This window comes from Pseudomonas paraglycinae (genome assembly GCF_021601625.1).
Lineage (GTDB): Bacteria > Pseudomonadota > Gammaproteobacteria > Pseudomonadales > Pseudomonadaceae > Aquipseudomonas > Aquipseudomonas paraglycinae.
Map to the genome: position 1 here is coordinate 257,516 of NZ_BQHR01000003.1, position 15,006 is coordinate 272,521.

At 62.3% G+C, this 15,006-nt stretch carries 14 protein-coding genes; 8 read left to right on the forward strand and 6 right to left on the reverse strand.

Annotated elements, in window-relative coordinates; genetic code table 11:
• Window positions 1-12: 12 nt before the first annotated feature.
• Window positions 13-429, forward strand: coding sequence for a malonate transporter subunit MadL (madL, locus tag L6D82_RS05845; protein WP_064600048.1), 417 nt, complete (start codon window positions 13-15; stop codon window positions 427-429).
• A gap of 1 nt (window position 430) precedes the next feature.
• The gene (gene madM / locus L6D82_RS05850) at window positions 431-1,195 is read left to right on the forward strand and encodes a malonate transporter subunit MadM (protein WP_007953314.1); all 765 of its coding nucleotides are present in this window, start codon (window positions 431-433) and stop codon (window positions 1,193-1,195) included.
• A gap of 137 nt (window positions 1,196-1,332) precedes the next feature.
• Here the strand turns inward: madM and L6D82_RS05855 are convergent, their stop codons facing one another.
• Window positions 1,333-2,247 carry a LysR family transcriptional regulator gene (locus L6D82_RS05855; protein WP_085689645.1) on the reverse strand — a complete coding sequence of 305 codons (915 nt, stop codon included), beginning with the start codon at window positions 2,245-2,247 and terminating at the stop codon, window positions 1,333-1,335.
• Between the two features lie 141 nt (window positions 2,248-2,388).
• On the opposite strand from L6D82_RS05855, the gene trhA reads away from it, so the two are divergent.
• Complete coding sequence (trhA, locus tag L6D82_RS05860) at window positions 2,389-3,006, forward strand: PAQR family membrane homeostasis protein TrhA (protein ID WP_011336351.1); 618 nt, start codon at window positions 2,389-2,391, stop codon at window positions 3,004-3,006.
• Here trhA and L6D82_RS05865 read toward each other — a convergent pair.
• Window positions 3,003-3,914, reverse strand: coding sequence for a LysR family transcriptional regulator (locus L6D82_RS05865; protein WP_236188339.1), 912 nt, complete (start codon window positions 3,912-3,914; stop codon window positions 3,003-3,005). The two genes, trhA and L6D82_RS05865, sit on opposite strands and share 4 nt — an antisense overlap.
• 108 nt (window positions 3,915-4,022) lie before the next feature.
• On the opposite strand from L6D82_RS05865, the gene L6D82_RS05870 reads away from it, so the two are divergent.
• A complete protein-coding gene (locus L6D82_RS05870) occupies window positions 4,023-5,264 on the forward strand; it encodes a D-amino acid dehydrogenase (RefSeq protein WP_236188341.1) in 1,242 nt (413 codons plus the stop codon).
• Window positions 5,265-5,305: 41 nt separating this feature from the next.
• Window positions 5,306-6,208 (forward strand): transporter substrate-binding domain-containing protein, encoded by a 903-nt coding sequence (locus tag L6D82_RS05875; RefSeq protein WP_236188342.1) that lies wholly within the window; start codon window positions 5,306-5,308, stop codon window positions 6,206-6,208.
• A gap of 4 nt (window positions 6,209-6,212) precedes the next feature.
• Here the strand turns inward: L6D82_RS05875 and L6D82_RS05880 are convergent, their stop codons facing one another.
• Complete coding sequence (locus tag L6D82_RS05880) at window positions 6,213-6,932, reverse strand: 16S rRNA (uracil(1498)-N(3))-methyltransferase (RefSeq protein WP_236188343.1); 720 nt, start codon at window positions 6,930-6,932, stop codon at window positions 6,213-6,215.
• Window positions 6,933-7,093: 161 nt separating this feature from the next.
• Window positions 7,094-8,500 (reverse strand): adenosylmethionine--8-amino-7-oxononanoate transaminase, encoded by a 1,407-nt coding sequence (locus L6D82_RS05885; protein WP_007953301.1) that lies wholly within the window; start codon window positions 8,498-8,500, stop codon window positions 7,094-7,096.
• Between the two features lie 223 nt (window positions 8,501-8,723).
• On the opposite strand from L6D82_RS05885, the gene L6D82_RS05890 reads away from it, so the two are divergent.
• The 3 genes from L6D82_RS05890 (at window position 8,724) to L6D82_RS05900 (ending at window position 11,892) form a co-directional block, all read left to right on the forward strand.
• A complete protein-coding gene (locus L6D82_RS05890) occupies window positions 8,724-10,514 on the forward strand; it encodes a flavin monoamine oxidase family protein (protein ID WP_236188345.1) in 1,791 nt (596 codons plus the stop codon).
• 215 nt (window positions 10,515-10,729) lie between these two features.
• A complete protein-coding gene (locus L6D82_RS05895) occupies window positions 10,730-11,281 on the forward strand; it encodes a cytochrome b (protein WP_074692051.1) in 552 nt (183 codons plus the stop codon).
• Window positions 11,282-11,313: 32 nt separating this feature from the next.
• Window positions 11,314-11,892, forward strand: coding sequence for a YceI family protein (locus L6D82_RS05900; RefSeq protein WP_045121911.1), 579 nt, complete (start codon window positions 11,314-11,316; stop codon window positions 11,890-11,892).
• Between the two features lie 138 nt (window positions 11,893-12,030).
• Here the strand turns inward: L6D82_RS05900 and L6D82_RS05905 are convergent, their stop codons facing one another.
• Window positions 12,031-13,899, reverse strand: coding sequence for an RNA helicase RhlE2 (locus L6D82_RS05905; RefSeq protein ID WP_236188348.1), 1,869 nt, complete (start codon window positions 13,897-13,899; stop codon window positions 12,031-12,033).
• A gap of 222 nt (window positions 13,900-14,121) precedes the next feature.
• Window positions 14,122-14,934 carry a substrate-binding periplasmic protein gene (locus L6D82_RS05910; protein WP_085746670.1) on the reverse strand — a complete coding sequence of 271 codons (813 nt, stop codon included), beginning with the start codon at window positions 14,932-14,934 and terminating at the stop codon, window positions 14,122-14,124.
• Window positions 14,935-15,006: the final 72 nt, after the last annotated feature.

The window sequence follows — 15,006 nt, forward strand, 5'->3', positions numbered from 1 at the left end:
AGGACTACAACAATGATTATTTACGGTGTGGCGCTGCTGGCGATCTGTACGCTGGCAGGGGTGATCATGGGTGACCTGCTCGGCGTGCTGCTGGGGGTCAAATCCAACGTCGGCGGGGTCGGCATCGCCATGATCCTGTTGATCTGCGCGCGGTTGTGGATGCAGAAACGCGGCGGCATGACCAAGGATTGCGAAATGGGCGTCGGCTTCTGGGGCGCCATGTACATTCCGGTGGTGGTGGCGATGGCCGCGCAACAGAACGTCGTCACCGCCCTGCACGGCGGCCCGGTGGCGGTGCTGGCGGCAATCGGTTCGGTGCTGGTCTGTGGCTGCACGATTGCCTTGATCAGCCGCACCCACAAGGGCGAGCCATTGCCCGACGAACCGGCGGAAATCTCCCCGGTCGGCACACCGGTAGGAGGTCGCTGACATGTGGGATCTCATTGAGAAAGGTCTGGAACACAACGGTCTGATCACTGCCTTTGCCTTCGTCGGCGTGATCATGTGGGTTTCGGTGATCCTCTCCAAGCGGCTGACGTTCGGGCGGATTCACGGCTCGGCGATTGCCATCGTCATTGGCCTGGTGCTGGCCTGGGTCGGCGGGACGATGACCGGCGGGCAGAAGGGGCTGGCGGACCTGACGCTGTTCTCCGGCATCGGTCTGATGGGCGGCGCGATGCTGCGGGATTTCGCCATCGTTGCCACAGCATTTGAAGTGCAGGCGACCGAGGCGAAGAAGGCCGGGATGATCGGCGTGATTGCGCTGCTGCTGGGCACGATCCTGCCGTTCATTGTCGGCGCGTGCATGGCTTACGCGTTCGGTTATCGCGATGCGGTGAGCATGACCACCATCGGCGCGGGTGCGGTGACTTACATCGTCGGGCCGGTGACCGGTGCGGCGATTGGCGCGACGTCGGATGTGATGGCGCTGTCGATTGCCACCGGGTTGATCAAGGCGATTCTGGTGATGGTCGGCACGCCGGTGGCGGCGCGCTGGATGGGCCTGGATAACCCGCGCTCGGCGATGGTGTTTGGCGGGCTGGCCGGGACGGTGAGCGGCGTGACGGCGGGGCTGGCGGCGACGGATCGGCGGTTGGTGCCTTATGGGGCGTTGACGGCTACGTTTCACACCGGACTTGGGTGTTTGCTTGGGCCTTCGCTGCTGTTCTTCATTGTTCGTGGGATTGTGGGCTGATTTTCGGATTCTGGGTTGTCGGGTCTGACGCCATCGCTGGCAAGCCAGCTCCCACAGGTTTTGTGTTGTAAGAAGATTTCCGAATCAGCACAAATCCCTGTGGGAGCTGGCTTGCCAGCGATGCAGGCGACTCGGTTTCAGGTCTGGCGATTGGCGTACATCCGACACTCCGCCAGCAACGCCAGCAAATTCGGATCCCGCTCCTTGGCCTTCAAGAACACCACGCCAATGTGCTGCTGCAACCGGTACTTCTCCTGCAACGGAATCAGCTTCACCCGGTTCTCGTACACCGCCGCAATCCTCCCCGGCAGCAACGCGTAACCGACCCCGGAACTGACCATGCTCAGCAGGGTGAAGATGTCGTTGACCTGCATCGCTACCTTCGGCTCGAACCCCGCCTGCCGGAACACTCGGATGCCGTCCTGGTGGGTGGCGAAGCCTTGGGTCAGGGTGATGAAGGTTTCGTCGCGCACCTCCGCCAGATCCACTTCGCTGCGTTGGGCGAAGCGGGAATCGGCCGGGGTGGCGAGGAAAATGTCGTCGGAAAACAGCGGAATCTGCTCGCAGTCCGGGTCGTTGACGGTGTCGTCCAGCGACACCAGGATCGCGTCGACTTCCATGTTTTTCAGCTTGTAGAGCAGGTCGATGTTCGAGCCGAGGATCAGGTCGATATTGAGTTCGCTGCGGCGGATCTTCAAACCCATGATCAGCTGCGGCACGGTTTTCACTGTCAGCGAATACAGCGAGCCAAGCTTGAAGCGCTCGGCCGAGAACCCGGCGGCTTCGCGGGTCAGGCGCACGCTTTCGACCACGTCCTGAATCAGCTTCTGCGCCCGCTCTTCGAGCACGTAGGCGCTTTCCAGCGGCGTCAGGTTACGCCCTTCATGTTTGAACAGCGGACAGCGCAGGGCGCTTTCCAGCGAATGGATCGCGCGGTGCACGCTGACGTTGCTGGTCTGCAACTCGGCGGCGGCGCGGGCGAGGTTGCCGGTGCGCATGAAGGCGAGGAACACCTCGAGTTTCTTCAGGGTCAATTCTTCGTCGATCAGCATGGCGCGGACTCTTCTTGGTATCGGTCGATTGTGCCCAAATATCAGGACAGGTGCCTGCCTGCGTTGAACGGAAACATTGCGCTTTTACGCTCAAGGCCCGAGCCTTGCGTGTTGCGGTAACGAAATCGAGGTGTGCGACACATGTATCACGGAGAAAAACTGAACGCCTGGACGCATCTGGTCGGTGCGGTAGCGGCGTTTGTCGGGGGCGTCTGGATGCTGGTGATTGCCAGCCTCGACGGCAGCCCGTGGAAGATCGTCAGCGTGGCGATTTACGCCTTCACCTTGCTGGTGCTCTACAGCGCGTCCACCGTTTACCACAGCGTGCGGGGGCGCAAGAAAGCGATCATGAAGAAGGTCGATCACTTTTCGATCTACTTGCTGATCGCCGGCAGTTACACGCCGTTCTGCCTGGTGACTTTGCGCGGGCCGTGGGGCTGGACGTTGTTCGGGATTGTCTGGGGGCTGGCGCTGATAGGCATTCTGCAAGAGATCAAGCCGCGCTCGGAGGCGCGGATCCTGTCGATCGTGATCTACGCGGTGATGGGCTGGATCGTGCTGGTGGCGGTCAAGCCGCTGATCGCGGCGCTCGGGACGGCGGGGTTTGCCTGGCTGGCGTCGGGCGGTGTGCTGTACACCGTGGGGATCATCTTTTTTGCCCTCGACCATCGGTTGCGGCATGCCCATGGGATCTGGCATCTGTTCGTGATCGCCGGGAGCCTGCTGCATTTTGTGGCGATTCTGTTTTACGTCCTTTAAGCGCCCATCAGCCGACCGAGTTGTTCGCCGGCGCGCTGACTGAAGATCTGCAGCAAATCATGCAGCGTATGCGGCGGTGGCTCGGTGGCGCGGGTCACGGCGTACAGCGTGATCGGCAGCGGCGGGGCGAGTGGGCGAATCACGGTGCTGGTCGGCGAGGCACCGAGGGCGGTGAACGGATCGATCACGGCCACCCCGGCGCCGGACTCCACCATCGCTCGCGCCAGTGAATACGTCTGCACGGCGATCCGCACCCGCGGCGGCGGTTCGACCGCTTCGAGATAACTATCGAGGCGGGCGGCCAATGGATCGGCGCTAGACAGGCCGATCAGCGGCGCCCCGGCCAGAGCCATCAGCGGCAACGGCTGACCGGCATCTTCCTCCGGCCAATAACCTTTCGGCGCCAGCGCCACCAAAACCCCCGAGGCCAAAGCCTGGGCCTTCAGCCCCGGATGGTCCGGCAACTGCAACGTCAGCGCCACGTCCACTTCGCGCATCAGCAGGTTCTGCATCAGCTCGCGGCTGTGGGCGCTCGACAGTTCGCAGGCGATGTCCGGGAACTGCGCCGTCCATTGCCGGATCGCCGGCGGCAGCAACGACAGCGCCAGCGCCGGGGTCGCGCCGATCCGCAGGCTGTGACCGGGTTCGCGGCGCAGGCTCTGGGCCAGACGCCGCACGCCTTGCAGGCTTTCGGTGACCTTGTCGACTTCGCGCTCCAGCTCCAGCGCTTCCGGGGTCGCCTGCAACTTTCCGCGCACTCGCAGAAACAATGGAAAACCCAACTGCTGCTCGGCGTGCTGCAACACCTTGGTCACCGCCGGTTGCGAGACATGCAGCAACTGCGCAGCAGCGCTGACCGAGCCGGTCTGGCGAATGGCCTGGAAAATCTCGATATGACGAAGGCGCATGACGATCCCATAACCTTTGTTTATAGGTCTGGCATCTTTATTCATTGTTCGGCGCCTGTCACCTCACCCTAACCTCGGCCTCGTCTTCAAGAACTGTTAAGGACGGACATGGCTCAGCGTGTGTGCATCATTGGCGGCGGCGTGATCGGGTTGGCAACGGCCTGGGCGCTGGTGCGCGACGGTTTCGAAGTGACAGTGGTCGAGGCGCGGCAGTCGCTGGGCAGCGAAACCAGCTTCGCCAACGGCGGCCAGTTGTCCTACCGCTACGTTGCCCCGTTGGCCGATGCCGGCGTGCCGTTGCAGGCGATCGGCTGGATGCTGCGCGGCGATTCACCGCTCAAGCTGCGCCCGCGCCTGGACCCGGTGCAATGGCGCTGGATGGCCTCGTTTCTCGCCGCGTGCCGCACCTCGGTCAACCGCGAAAACGCCGCGCATCTTTTGCGTCTGGCGTTGTTCAGCCAGAGCACCCTGAAACGCTGGCGCGAGGACGACGGGCTGGTCGGTTTCAACTGGCGGCGCAACGGCAAACTGGTGACCTTCCGCAACGCCTCCAGCTTCGAGCATGCACGCAAAGGCCTGGCCGATCCGCAGCAACAGCAGGTTTTGTCCGCCACCGAATGTGCGCAACTGGAACCGGCACTGGCCGATGCGCCGTTTGTAGGCGCGATCTACACGCCGGATGAAGAAGTCGGCGATTGTCACGGTTTCTGCCAGCAGTTGGCGGCGCGATTGAAGGCGTCGGGTCGCTGCGAGTTTCACCTCGGTCAGGCAGTCACCCGCATTCGTCACAGCCACGGCGCGGTCACAGCCATTGAACTTGGCGACGAAACGCTGCCGGTCGAACAACTGGTAATCGCCGCCGGCCATCGCAGCCCGTTGCTGGCGCTGCCCGGCCTGCGCCTGCCGCTGTATCCGCTGAAGGGCTACAGCCTGACCGTGCCGATCGGCAACGAACACCGGGCACCAGATGTGAGCATCACCGACTACGACCGCAAGATCGTCTACGCGCGCATCGGCGAACAACTGCGCGTGGCGGCGATGGTCGACATCGTCGGTTTCGACCCGGCGGTGGACCCCGAGCGGCTGGCGCTGATCAAGCGCCAGGCCCGCGACACCTTTCCCGACGCCGGCCACTACGACGCGGCCGTGGAGTGGGCCGGCATGCGACCGGCCACGCCCACCGGCGTTCCGTTGCTGGGCGCCACGGCGTATCGCAATCTGTGGCTCAACCTCGGCCACGGCTCGCTGGGTTTCACCCTGGCCTGCGGCAGCGGGCAGTTGCTCAGCGAGCTGATTGGCCAGCAGCGCACATCCATTGATCTGCACGGGTTCAATCCCCGTGCGGCGTGACGGTTTCTGCTAAAACACCCCACCCACAACGGAGAATAACAATGCAAAAAATCACGTTGCTCGGCTGCACTCTGGCGCTGGTTTTCGGCGCTCAGGCGCAGGCCAATGAAGTGCCGCTGACCGGTACGCTCGGCAAGATCGCCAGCGCCAACAGCATCACCCTGGGTTATCGCGATGCGTCGGTGCCGTTCTCGTATGTGGGCGATCACACCGGCCAGCCAATGGGGTATTCGGTGGAACTGGCGGACAAGATCGTCGAGCGCATCCAGCAGCAACTGGCGTTGCCGGAGCTGAAGGTGAAGTACAACCTGGTGACGTCGCAGACGCGGATTCCGCTGGTGCAGAACGGCACGGTCGACCTTGAATGCGGCTCCACCGGAGTGACCGCCGAACGGCAGAAACAGGTCGCGTTTTCCTACGGTTTCATCTACGTCAAAGGGCAGCTGCTGACCGCCAGGGACAGCGGCATCCACAGCTTCGACGACCTGCGCGGCAAGAACGTGGTGACCACCGCCGGCACCACTAACGAGCGTTATCTGAAGAGCTACAACCTCGACCACAAACTGAACATGTTCGTGATTAGCGCCAAGGATCACGGCGAGGCGTTCCAGATGCTGCAATCGGGACGTGCGGCGGCGTTCTACATGGACGATGCGCTGCTTTACGGCGAACGGGCCAAGGCGCGCGACCCGCATAACTGGGTCGTGGTGGGGGAGGAGCAATCGCGGGAAATCTACAGCTGCATGGTGCGCAAGGATGATCCGCAATTTCTCGCGCTGGTCAACGGTGTGCTGGCCGACCTGTACAGCTCGGGGGAGATCAACGGCATCTACCGCAAGTGGTTCGAACAACCGATCCCGCCGAAGGGCCTGAACCTTGAGTTCCCGATGACCAGCGAACTCAAGGCAATCATTGCCAGACCAACCAGTGATCCGGTGCAGTGACGGGTTAGAAATCACCCCACAGTTGCTGCGCCACCGCCAGCGCCACAACCGGCGCAGTCTCGGTGCGCAGCACGCGCGGGCCGAGGCGGGCGGCGTGGAAGCCGCCGGCCTTGGCTTGCTCGACTTCGGCGTCGGACAAGCCGCCTTCCGGGCCGATCAGGAACGCCAGGGTCGATGGTTTGGTGTGGCTGACCAGCGGCTCGGCCACCGGGTGCAGCACCAGTTTCAGCTCGGCTTCGGTCTGCTTCAGCCAGTCGGCCAGCAGCACCGGTGGATGAATCACCGGTACTCGCGAACGACCGCATTGCTCGCAAGCGCTGATCGCCACCTGACGCCAGTGCAGCAGGCGTTTGTCGGCGCGTTCGTCCTTGAGGCGGACTTCGCAGCGCTCGCTGAAGATCGGGGTGATTTCAGTCACGCCCAGTTCGGTGGCTTTCTGGATTGCCCAGTCCATCCGCTCGCCCCGGGACAGGCCCTGGCCGAGGTGGATTTGCAGCGGTGATTCGACCTGACCGGCGAACTGCTCGTCGATCTGCACCACCACGCGTTTCTTGCCGACTTCAACCAGCGATCCGCGAAACTCGTGGCCGGAACCGTCGAACAACTGCACCGCATCGCCCTCGGCCATGCGCAGCACGCGGCTGATGTAATGCGCCTGGGCTTCCGGCAGTTCGTGTTCGCCGGTGCTGAGCGGGGCGTCGATAAAGAAGCGGGACAGTCTCATTTCGGGTCTCTCTGATTAGATCGTTCCCACGCTCCGCGTGGGAATGCAGCTCGGGACGCTCTGCGTCCCAAGAGCGGACGCAGAGCGTCCGGTGAGGCATTCCCACGCAGACGGTTCGACGCCTCGACGTGGGAACGAGCCTTCAACTCAAGTAAGTTAGATCAGCCCGGATCACGGAACCCGGGATGGAAATCCTTCGGCACCGCCACACTGACGCTGTCACGGGTGGCGATGTCGATGCCTTCGCTGGCGACTTCGGCGAGGAAGTCGATCTGCTCCGGGGTGATCACGTACGGCGGCAGGAAATACACCACGCTGCCCAGCGGACGCAGCAACGCGCCACGCTCCAGCGCATGCTGGAACACCTTCAGACCGCGACGTTCCTGCCACGGATAAGCCTCTTTCGTGGCTTTGTCCTTGACCATCTCGATCGCCAGCACCATGCCGGTCTGACGCACTTCCGAAACATTCGGATGATCCACCAGATGCGCTGTCGCCGACGCCATGCGCTGGGCCAGCGCCCGGTTGTTCTCGATCACGTTGTCCTGCTCGAAAATATCCAGGGTCGCCAATGCCGCCGCACAGGCCAGCGGGTTGCCGGTGTAGCTGTGCGAATGCAGGAAGGCACGCAGGGTCGGGTAATCGTCGTAGAAGGCGCTGTACACCTCGTCGGTGGTCAGGCACGCCGCCAACGGCAGATAACCGCCGGTCAGGGCTTTCGACAGGCAGAGGAAGTCCGGGCGGATGCCGGCCTGCTCGCAGGCGAACATCGTCCCGGTGCGGCCGAAGCCGACGGCGATTTCGTCGTGAATCAGATGCACGCCGTAACGGTCGCAGGCTTCGCGCAAAAGCTTGAGATAGACCGGGTGGTACATGCGCATGCCGCCGGCGCCCTGGATCAGCGGCTCGACGATCACGGCAGCGACGCTGTCGTGGTTCTCGGCCAGCGTCTGTTCCATGGCCGCGAACATGTTGCGCGAATGCTCTTCCCAGCTCATGCCCTGCGGGCGCAGGTAACAATCCGGGCTCGGCACCTTGATGGTGTCCATCAGCAGGGCTTTGTAGGTTTCGGTGAACAACGGCACGTCACCGACCGCCATCGCCGCCATGGTTTCGCCGTGATAGCTGTTGGTCAGGGTGACGAAGCGCTTCTTGTTCGGCTGGCCGCGGTTGAGCCAGTAGTGAAAGCTCATTTTCAGCGCGACTTCGATGCAGGACGAACCGTTATCGGCGTAGAACACCCGGTTCAGGCCTTCCGGCGTCATCTTCACCAGACGCTCGGACAGCTCGATCACCGGCTGATGGCTGAAACCGGCCAGAATCACGTGTTCCAGCTGATCGACCTGATCCTTGATGCGCTGGTTGATGCGCGGGTTGGCGTGGCCGAACACGTTGACCCACCAGGAGCTGACCGCATCCAGATAACGCTTGCCTTCGAAGTCTTCCAGCCAGACGCCTTCACCGCGCTTGATCGGGATCAGCGGCAGCTGTTCGTGGTCTTTCATCTGGGTGCAGGGATGCCACAGCACCGCGAGATCGCGTTGCATCCACTGGTTGTTCAAGCCCATGTTCAGTCTCCTCGAGGCGGCTCGCGTCAGGCGCGGGCAAACAATCGCGCAAGCCTATGCAATGCGTCGCGCCGGGACAACCCATTGTGTCGATTGAGCTACTTTGTATGGGCCGATAGACGTCGCTGGCGGCGTTTTGATGGCTGACGTATTCTTCGCGGTTCTTTGGGTCGTCTGACCCGCAAAACTGCATTTTCCTACGTGTTTATCCGGAGTTCGCTGAATGTCTGTCGGTTGGCTGCGCGCCTGTGCGCTAGTGGTGTTGGGGCTGTTTAGCGTTACGGCGCTGGCCAAGGATAAAACCGCAATCGTGATCGGCGGCGGCCTGTCGGGCCTGACGGCGGCTTACGAACTGCAGAACAAGGGCTGGCAGGTCACGCTGCTCGAAGCCAAACCGAGCCTGGGCGGTCGCTCGGGCATGGCCACCAGCGAGTGGATCGGCAACGACAAGACTCAACCGGTGCTGAACAAATACGTATCGACCTTCAAGCTGAACACCACGCCGGCGCCTGAATTCGTACGGACTCCGGGTTACCTGATCGACGGCGAGTATTTTTCCGCCGCCGACCTGACCGCCAAACAGCCTGCCACGGCCGAAGCGCTCAAGCGCTACGAGAAAACCCGTGACGATCTGGCGCGCTCGATCGACGATCCGCAGAACCCGGCGGCGACCAACACCCTGCACGCTCTGGACCAGATCAACGTCTCGAGCTGGCTCGACAAGCAGAACCTGCCGGCCACCGCACGTCAGCTGATCAACCAGGACATCCGCACCCACTACGACGAGCCTTCGCGCCTGTCGCTGCTGTACTTCGCACAGCAGAGCCGGGTGTATCGCGGCGTGTCCGACCGTGACCTGCGCGCTTCGCGTCTGGTCGGTGGCAGCCCGGTGCTGGCTCAGGCCTTCGTCAAACAGCTGAAAACCATCAAGACCAACTCGCCAGTATCTGCCATCACCCAGGACAAGGACGGCGTGACCGTCAAGGTCGGCAGCGTTGGCTACCAGGCCGATTACGTTGTGCTGGCGGTGCCGTTGCGCGCCCTCAACAAGATCCAGCTGACTCCGGCGCTGGACGCCCAGCACCTGGCCGCGATCAAAGGCACCAACTACGGCTGGCGCGACCAGATCATGCTGAAGTTCAAGACGCCGGTATGGGAAAGCAAGGCGCGGATGTCCGGCGAGATCTATAGCAACACCGGCCTGGGCATGTTGTGGATCGAGCCAGCCCTGAAGGGCGGCGCGAACGTGGTGATCAACCTGTCCGGCGACAACGCCCGCGTCATGCAGGCCTTCGGCGACAAGCAGATGGTCGATCAGGTGCTGATTCGTCTGCACACGTTTTATCCACAGGCCCGTGGCTCGTTCACCGGTTATGAAATCCGTCGCTACAGCACCGATCCATCGACCGGTGGTTCCTACCTGGCCTTCGGCCCTGGCCAGATCAGCAAATTCTGGCGCCTGTGGGAGCGTCCGCTGCAGCGCGTAGCGTTTGCCGGCGAACACACCGACACCTTGTACCCGGGCACCCTGGAGGGCGCACTGCGCACCGGTCAGCGCGCGGCCAGTCAGGTTGAAGACCTGGCGGCGGGCAAATCCTTCGAACCGGCCAAAGTCGGCCCGGCAGCAGCCACCGCCGCAGCGGCAGGTGCAGCGGGTGCAGCGGGTGCGGCAGTGGCGGCGAAGAAAGGCAACTTCTTCACCAACCTGTTCGGCGGTTCGGACGACGATAAGAAGCCAGAGCCAGTGAAAGCGCCAGAGCCGGCACCTGCTCCAGCCGCTCCAGCGCCTGCACCGACCCCGGCTCCTGCGCCAGCCCCGGTGGAAGCACCGAAGCCAGCAGTTCCGGTAAAAGCCGAGCCAGCCAAGAAAGCGGCAGCCAAGCCAGCAGCGAAGAAACCGGCGGCGAAGACCGAAGCGAAAAAAGCTCCGGCCAAACCAGCGGCGAAAAAAGCTGAACCGGCGAAGAAGCCAGCGGCTAAACCGGCGGCAACCACCGAGACCAAAGCGCAGTAAGGCTTTGCGGTAAATGAAAAAGCGCGGCTTTCAGGCCGCGCTTTTTTTTGCCCGTGATTCACAACATCCCGCCACACTTTTGTCTTTAATCTTTCCTTAACTCCCCTGTTCAAGACTCTTGATCGTATTTCTCGATATTTCAAAGCGAAATTTTCCGCTTTAATTCGATAGATAACTCGCTAGTCTTGGTTCGCAGTTCTCACAGGATTTGGGCAATGCAGCTACGTAACTCTTCTTCGCGCTACGGTTGGGTCAGCATCTTCATGCACTGGGGTGTGGCGCTGGCGGTCTTCGGGCTGTTCGCGCTGGGTCTGTGGATGGTGGGGCTGGATTACTACAGCACCTGGCGCAAAGACGCGCCGGATCTGCACAAGAGCATCGGTCTGGTGCTGCTGGGTGTGATGGTGTTGCGGGTGTTGTGGCGCTTTGTCAGTCCACCGCCGCCAACGTTGCAAAGCTACAGCCGCATGACCCGCATCGGTGCGAAGTTTGGCCATGGGTTTCTGTACCTTGCGCTGTTCGCCGTGATGATTGCCGGTTACCTGATTTCCACCGCAGACGGTGTCGGGATCCCGGTGTTTGGCCTGTTTGAAGTTCCTGCACTGGTTTCCGGACTACCGGATCAGGCAGATACCGCCGGTGTGATTCATCTCTGGCTGGCATGGGCGCTGGTAATTTTTTCCGGCCTTCATGCGTTGGCAGCATTGAAGCACCACTTTATCGATCGTGATGCGACCCTGACACGAATGCTGGGACGCAAAGCCTGATGTTCAACCTCGACTCCAAAGGAAAACAAAGCATGTTGAAAAAGACTCTGGCCGCTCTGGCAATCGGCTCTGCCGTCCTGTCCGCCAACGTGATGGCCGCTGACTACGTGGTTGACAAAGAAGGCCAGCACGCCTTCGTCGACTTCAAGATCAGCCACCTGGGCTACAGCTTCATCACCGGTACCTTCAAGGACATCGATGGCAAGTTCAGCTTCGACGCTGCCAAGCCTGAAGACAGCAAGATCGAGTTCAACGTGAACACCGCCAGCGTGTTCACCAACCACGCCGAGCGCGACAAGCACATCGCCAGCGCTGACTTCCTGAACGCCAGCAAGTTTGCCAAGGCGACCTTCGTCTCCACCAGCGTCAAGTCCACCGGTGCCAACACCGCTGACGTGACCGGCGACCTGACCATCCTGGGCGTCACCAAGCCAGTGGTCGTGAAGGCGACCTTCCTGGGCGAAGGCAAGGATCCATGGGGTGGCTACCGTGCCGGCTTCGAAGGCACCACCACCATCAAGCGTTCCGATTTCGGCAAGCAGAAAGACCTGGGTCCGAAGTCCGACGCGGTCGAGCTGTACGTTTCGTTTGAAGGTGTGAAAGCGAAGTAATTTTCGCCGGCCACACAAAAATGCCCCCGGTCTTGCGATCGGGGGCGTTTTTATTGCCTGTCGCAACCCTCGTCTCGGCGGCGCACAAGAAAATGCCCCGGTTTTCAGACCGGGGCATTTTTCATTGCAGTCGAAAACTCAGCGATTGCGGGTCAGCAAGGCCGGTTTTTCACCGCGTGGGCGGCTTGGCAGTTGATCCAGCTGCTCAGGCGTCGGGAAGCGGTCGGCTTTCGATTCCTTGTGCATGATCTTCGGCCCGCTGCTGCGCGGGTTCTGCACGGCCGGTTCAGCGCGTTGCTGATCGTCACGGGCCGGGCGGCGGTTGCGCGGGTTTTCATCGCGACGACCCTGACCGTCACGCGGAGCACCGTTGCGTGGGCCGCTGCGCTTGCCTGGCGGAGTGCCGGTGCTCGAACCGTTGCTGTTGCGTGGGCCGTTCTGGCGACCTTGTGGCTGACCGCCGCGGGGTGCGCCCGAACCTGCGCCTTGCGCCGGAGCGCCTGGACGACGGTTGCGACCACCGGCCGGAGCCTGCTTCGGCACGTAATCGACGCGGTTACCGAAGTTATCGATATCGTCGTCGAGGAATTCGTCCGGAGCACGGTCAGCAGCGGCGCGTGGCGGCTGGCTTGGCTGGCGCTGTTCGCGGGCCGGGGTGCCTTCACGCGGCTTTTGTTGACGGGCTGGACGCTCGCCACGATCGCCGGCCGGTTTTTCCTTGCCCTTGTCTTTGCCTTTGTCTTTACGACCGCCGCCACCGCCGCCGCCATTCGGGCCGTCGCCGCGTGGGCCACGGGCATTGCGCGGGTTGCGCATGTCCGGACGCTCACGGGCTTCGGGCTTCTCGGCCTCGATGGTGCTGGCATCGAAGCCCATCAGGTCGCCGTCGGCGATTTTCTGCTTGGTCATGCGTTCGATGCTTTTCAGCAGTTTTTCTTCGTCCGGTGCGACCAGCGAGATCGCCTCGCCCGAACGACCGGCACGGCCAGTACGGCCGATACGGTGCACGTAGTCTTCATCGACGTTCGGCAGTTCGAAGTTGACCACGTGTGGCAACTGGTCGATGTCCAGACCGCGCGCCGCGATGTCGGTGGCAACCAGGATGCGCACTTCACCGGCCTTGAAGTCGGCCAGAGCTTTGGTGCGGGCGTTCTGGCTCTTGTTGCCGTGGATCGCCACAGCCGGCAGGCCGTGCTTGTCCAGGTACTCGGCCAGACGGTTGGCGCCGTGCTTGGTGCGGGTGAACACCAGCACCTGTTCCCACGCGCCGGCGGTGATCAGGTGGGCCAGCAGCGCACGCTTGTGGCTGGCTGGCAGGCGGAATACGCGTTGTTCGATGCGCTCGACCGTGGTGTTCGGCGGCGTCACTTCGATGCGTTCCGGGTTGTGCAGCAGCTTGCCGGCAAGATCCGTGATGTCTTTGGAGAAGGTCGCCGAAAACAGCAGGTTCTGACGCTTGGCCGGCAGACGCGCGAGGACTTTCTTCACGTCGTGGACGAAGCCCATGTCGAGCATGCGGTCGGCTTCGTCGAGCACGAGGATTTCAACGTGGGACAGATCGACGCTGCCCTGGCCGCACAGGTCGAGCAGACGACCCGGGCAGGCAACGAGGACGTCCACGCCACGGGACATGGCCTGAACCTGCGGGTTCATGCCGACGCCGCCAAAGATGCAGGCGCTGACGAATTTCAGGTCACGGGCGTAGATCTTGAAGCTGTCGTGAACCTGGGCCGCGAGTTCGCGGGTCGGGGTCAGGACCAGCACGCGCGGTTGGCGCGGGCCGTGACGCTGGGATTTGTCCGGGTGGCCGTTGGGGAACAGCCGCTCCAGGATCGGAAGGGCGAAACCGCCGGTTTTACCGGTACCTGTCTGTGCCGCAACCATCAGGTCGCGACCTTGCAACACGGCGGGAATGGCCCGCTGTTGCACCGGAGTAGGCTCGGTATAGCCCGCATCTTCGATAGCGCGGACCAAAGCCTCGGAGAGACCGAGGGAAGCAAAGGACATGAGTAATCCTGTTTCAGTTAGGGCTTGGCCCAATGGGAGTCTTGCCTGGCGCGAATGGCGTTTAAGAGGACGCAATCCCGTCCGGTCCTGCTGCGGTTCCGAAGGCACGTCCGGAGCGCTCGCGCGGGCTGAAAAGCTGCGCTGTAGCGGGTCGGGAGGCCTGTTACGGTTCCGGGCGTCCGGGCGTGAGCCTGGCGGGAACGCCGGAGTATAACAGAGCAATCACTGCGCGCCGCTTTCCTGCTGCTCAACGGTTTTGCCGCTGGCGGTTGCACTGCCCAGTGGCGCCGTCAGGGCGGGGGCCGCGCCGTAGCGGGCGCTGAGCTCGGCATAGGCCGGTTCGCGCTTGAAACGCTTGAGTTCGGCGCCGAAGCGCTGCACCAGCAAATCCATCCCGGCATTGCGCCGCACGGCCAGAAACTGGCTCTGGCGGCTGATGACCGTGGGGTTTTCCGTGATCTTGTCGCGAATGCCCAGTTCATCGAGCAAATGCTGACCCACGCGGCGATCAGTGATCAGCAGGTCGATGCGCCCGCGCACCAGTTTGCCGAAATTGGCTTCGTGGGTCGGGGCCGGCTCGCGGGTGAACAGCGTCGATTCGCGAAAGTCGGGGCTGTACAGATAGCCCGGCGAGGTGCCGACCGTCAGGCCTTTGAGGTCTTCAAGGCTGTGAAAAGGGTGCGGACGCTCGTTGGCGTAGAACATCACGAACTCGACGTCCGACAGCGGTTCGCTAGGGTAGAGCAGGGTGGCGTCGCGTTCGTCGCTGTGGAAGATGTCCAGCGCGCCGTCGGCCTGGCCGGTTTCGAGCATCGACAGGCAGCGTTTCCAGGGCAAAAACTGCCATTCGACTTCGATGCCCAAGCGCTTGAATACGATGGCGGTGGTTTCGTAGTCCAGCCCGAGATTCTTGCCGCCTTGTTCATAGACATACGGTGCCCATGGCTCGGTGACAATGCGCAACTTCTCGCCCCGAGCAGCGAAGCTCAGGCAAGTAAACAGCAAAACGCTCAGCAACTGGACAATGACAGGCATGGCCTGAGGTTAGTACGCGAATCGCCTGATGAGAAGCTCTGGCATGCATGTTTAACGCTGCAAGCGAAGAGT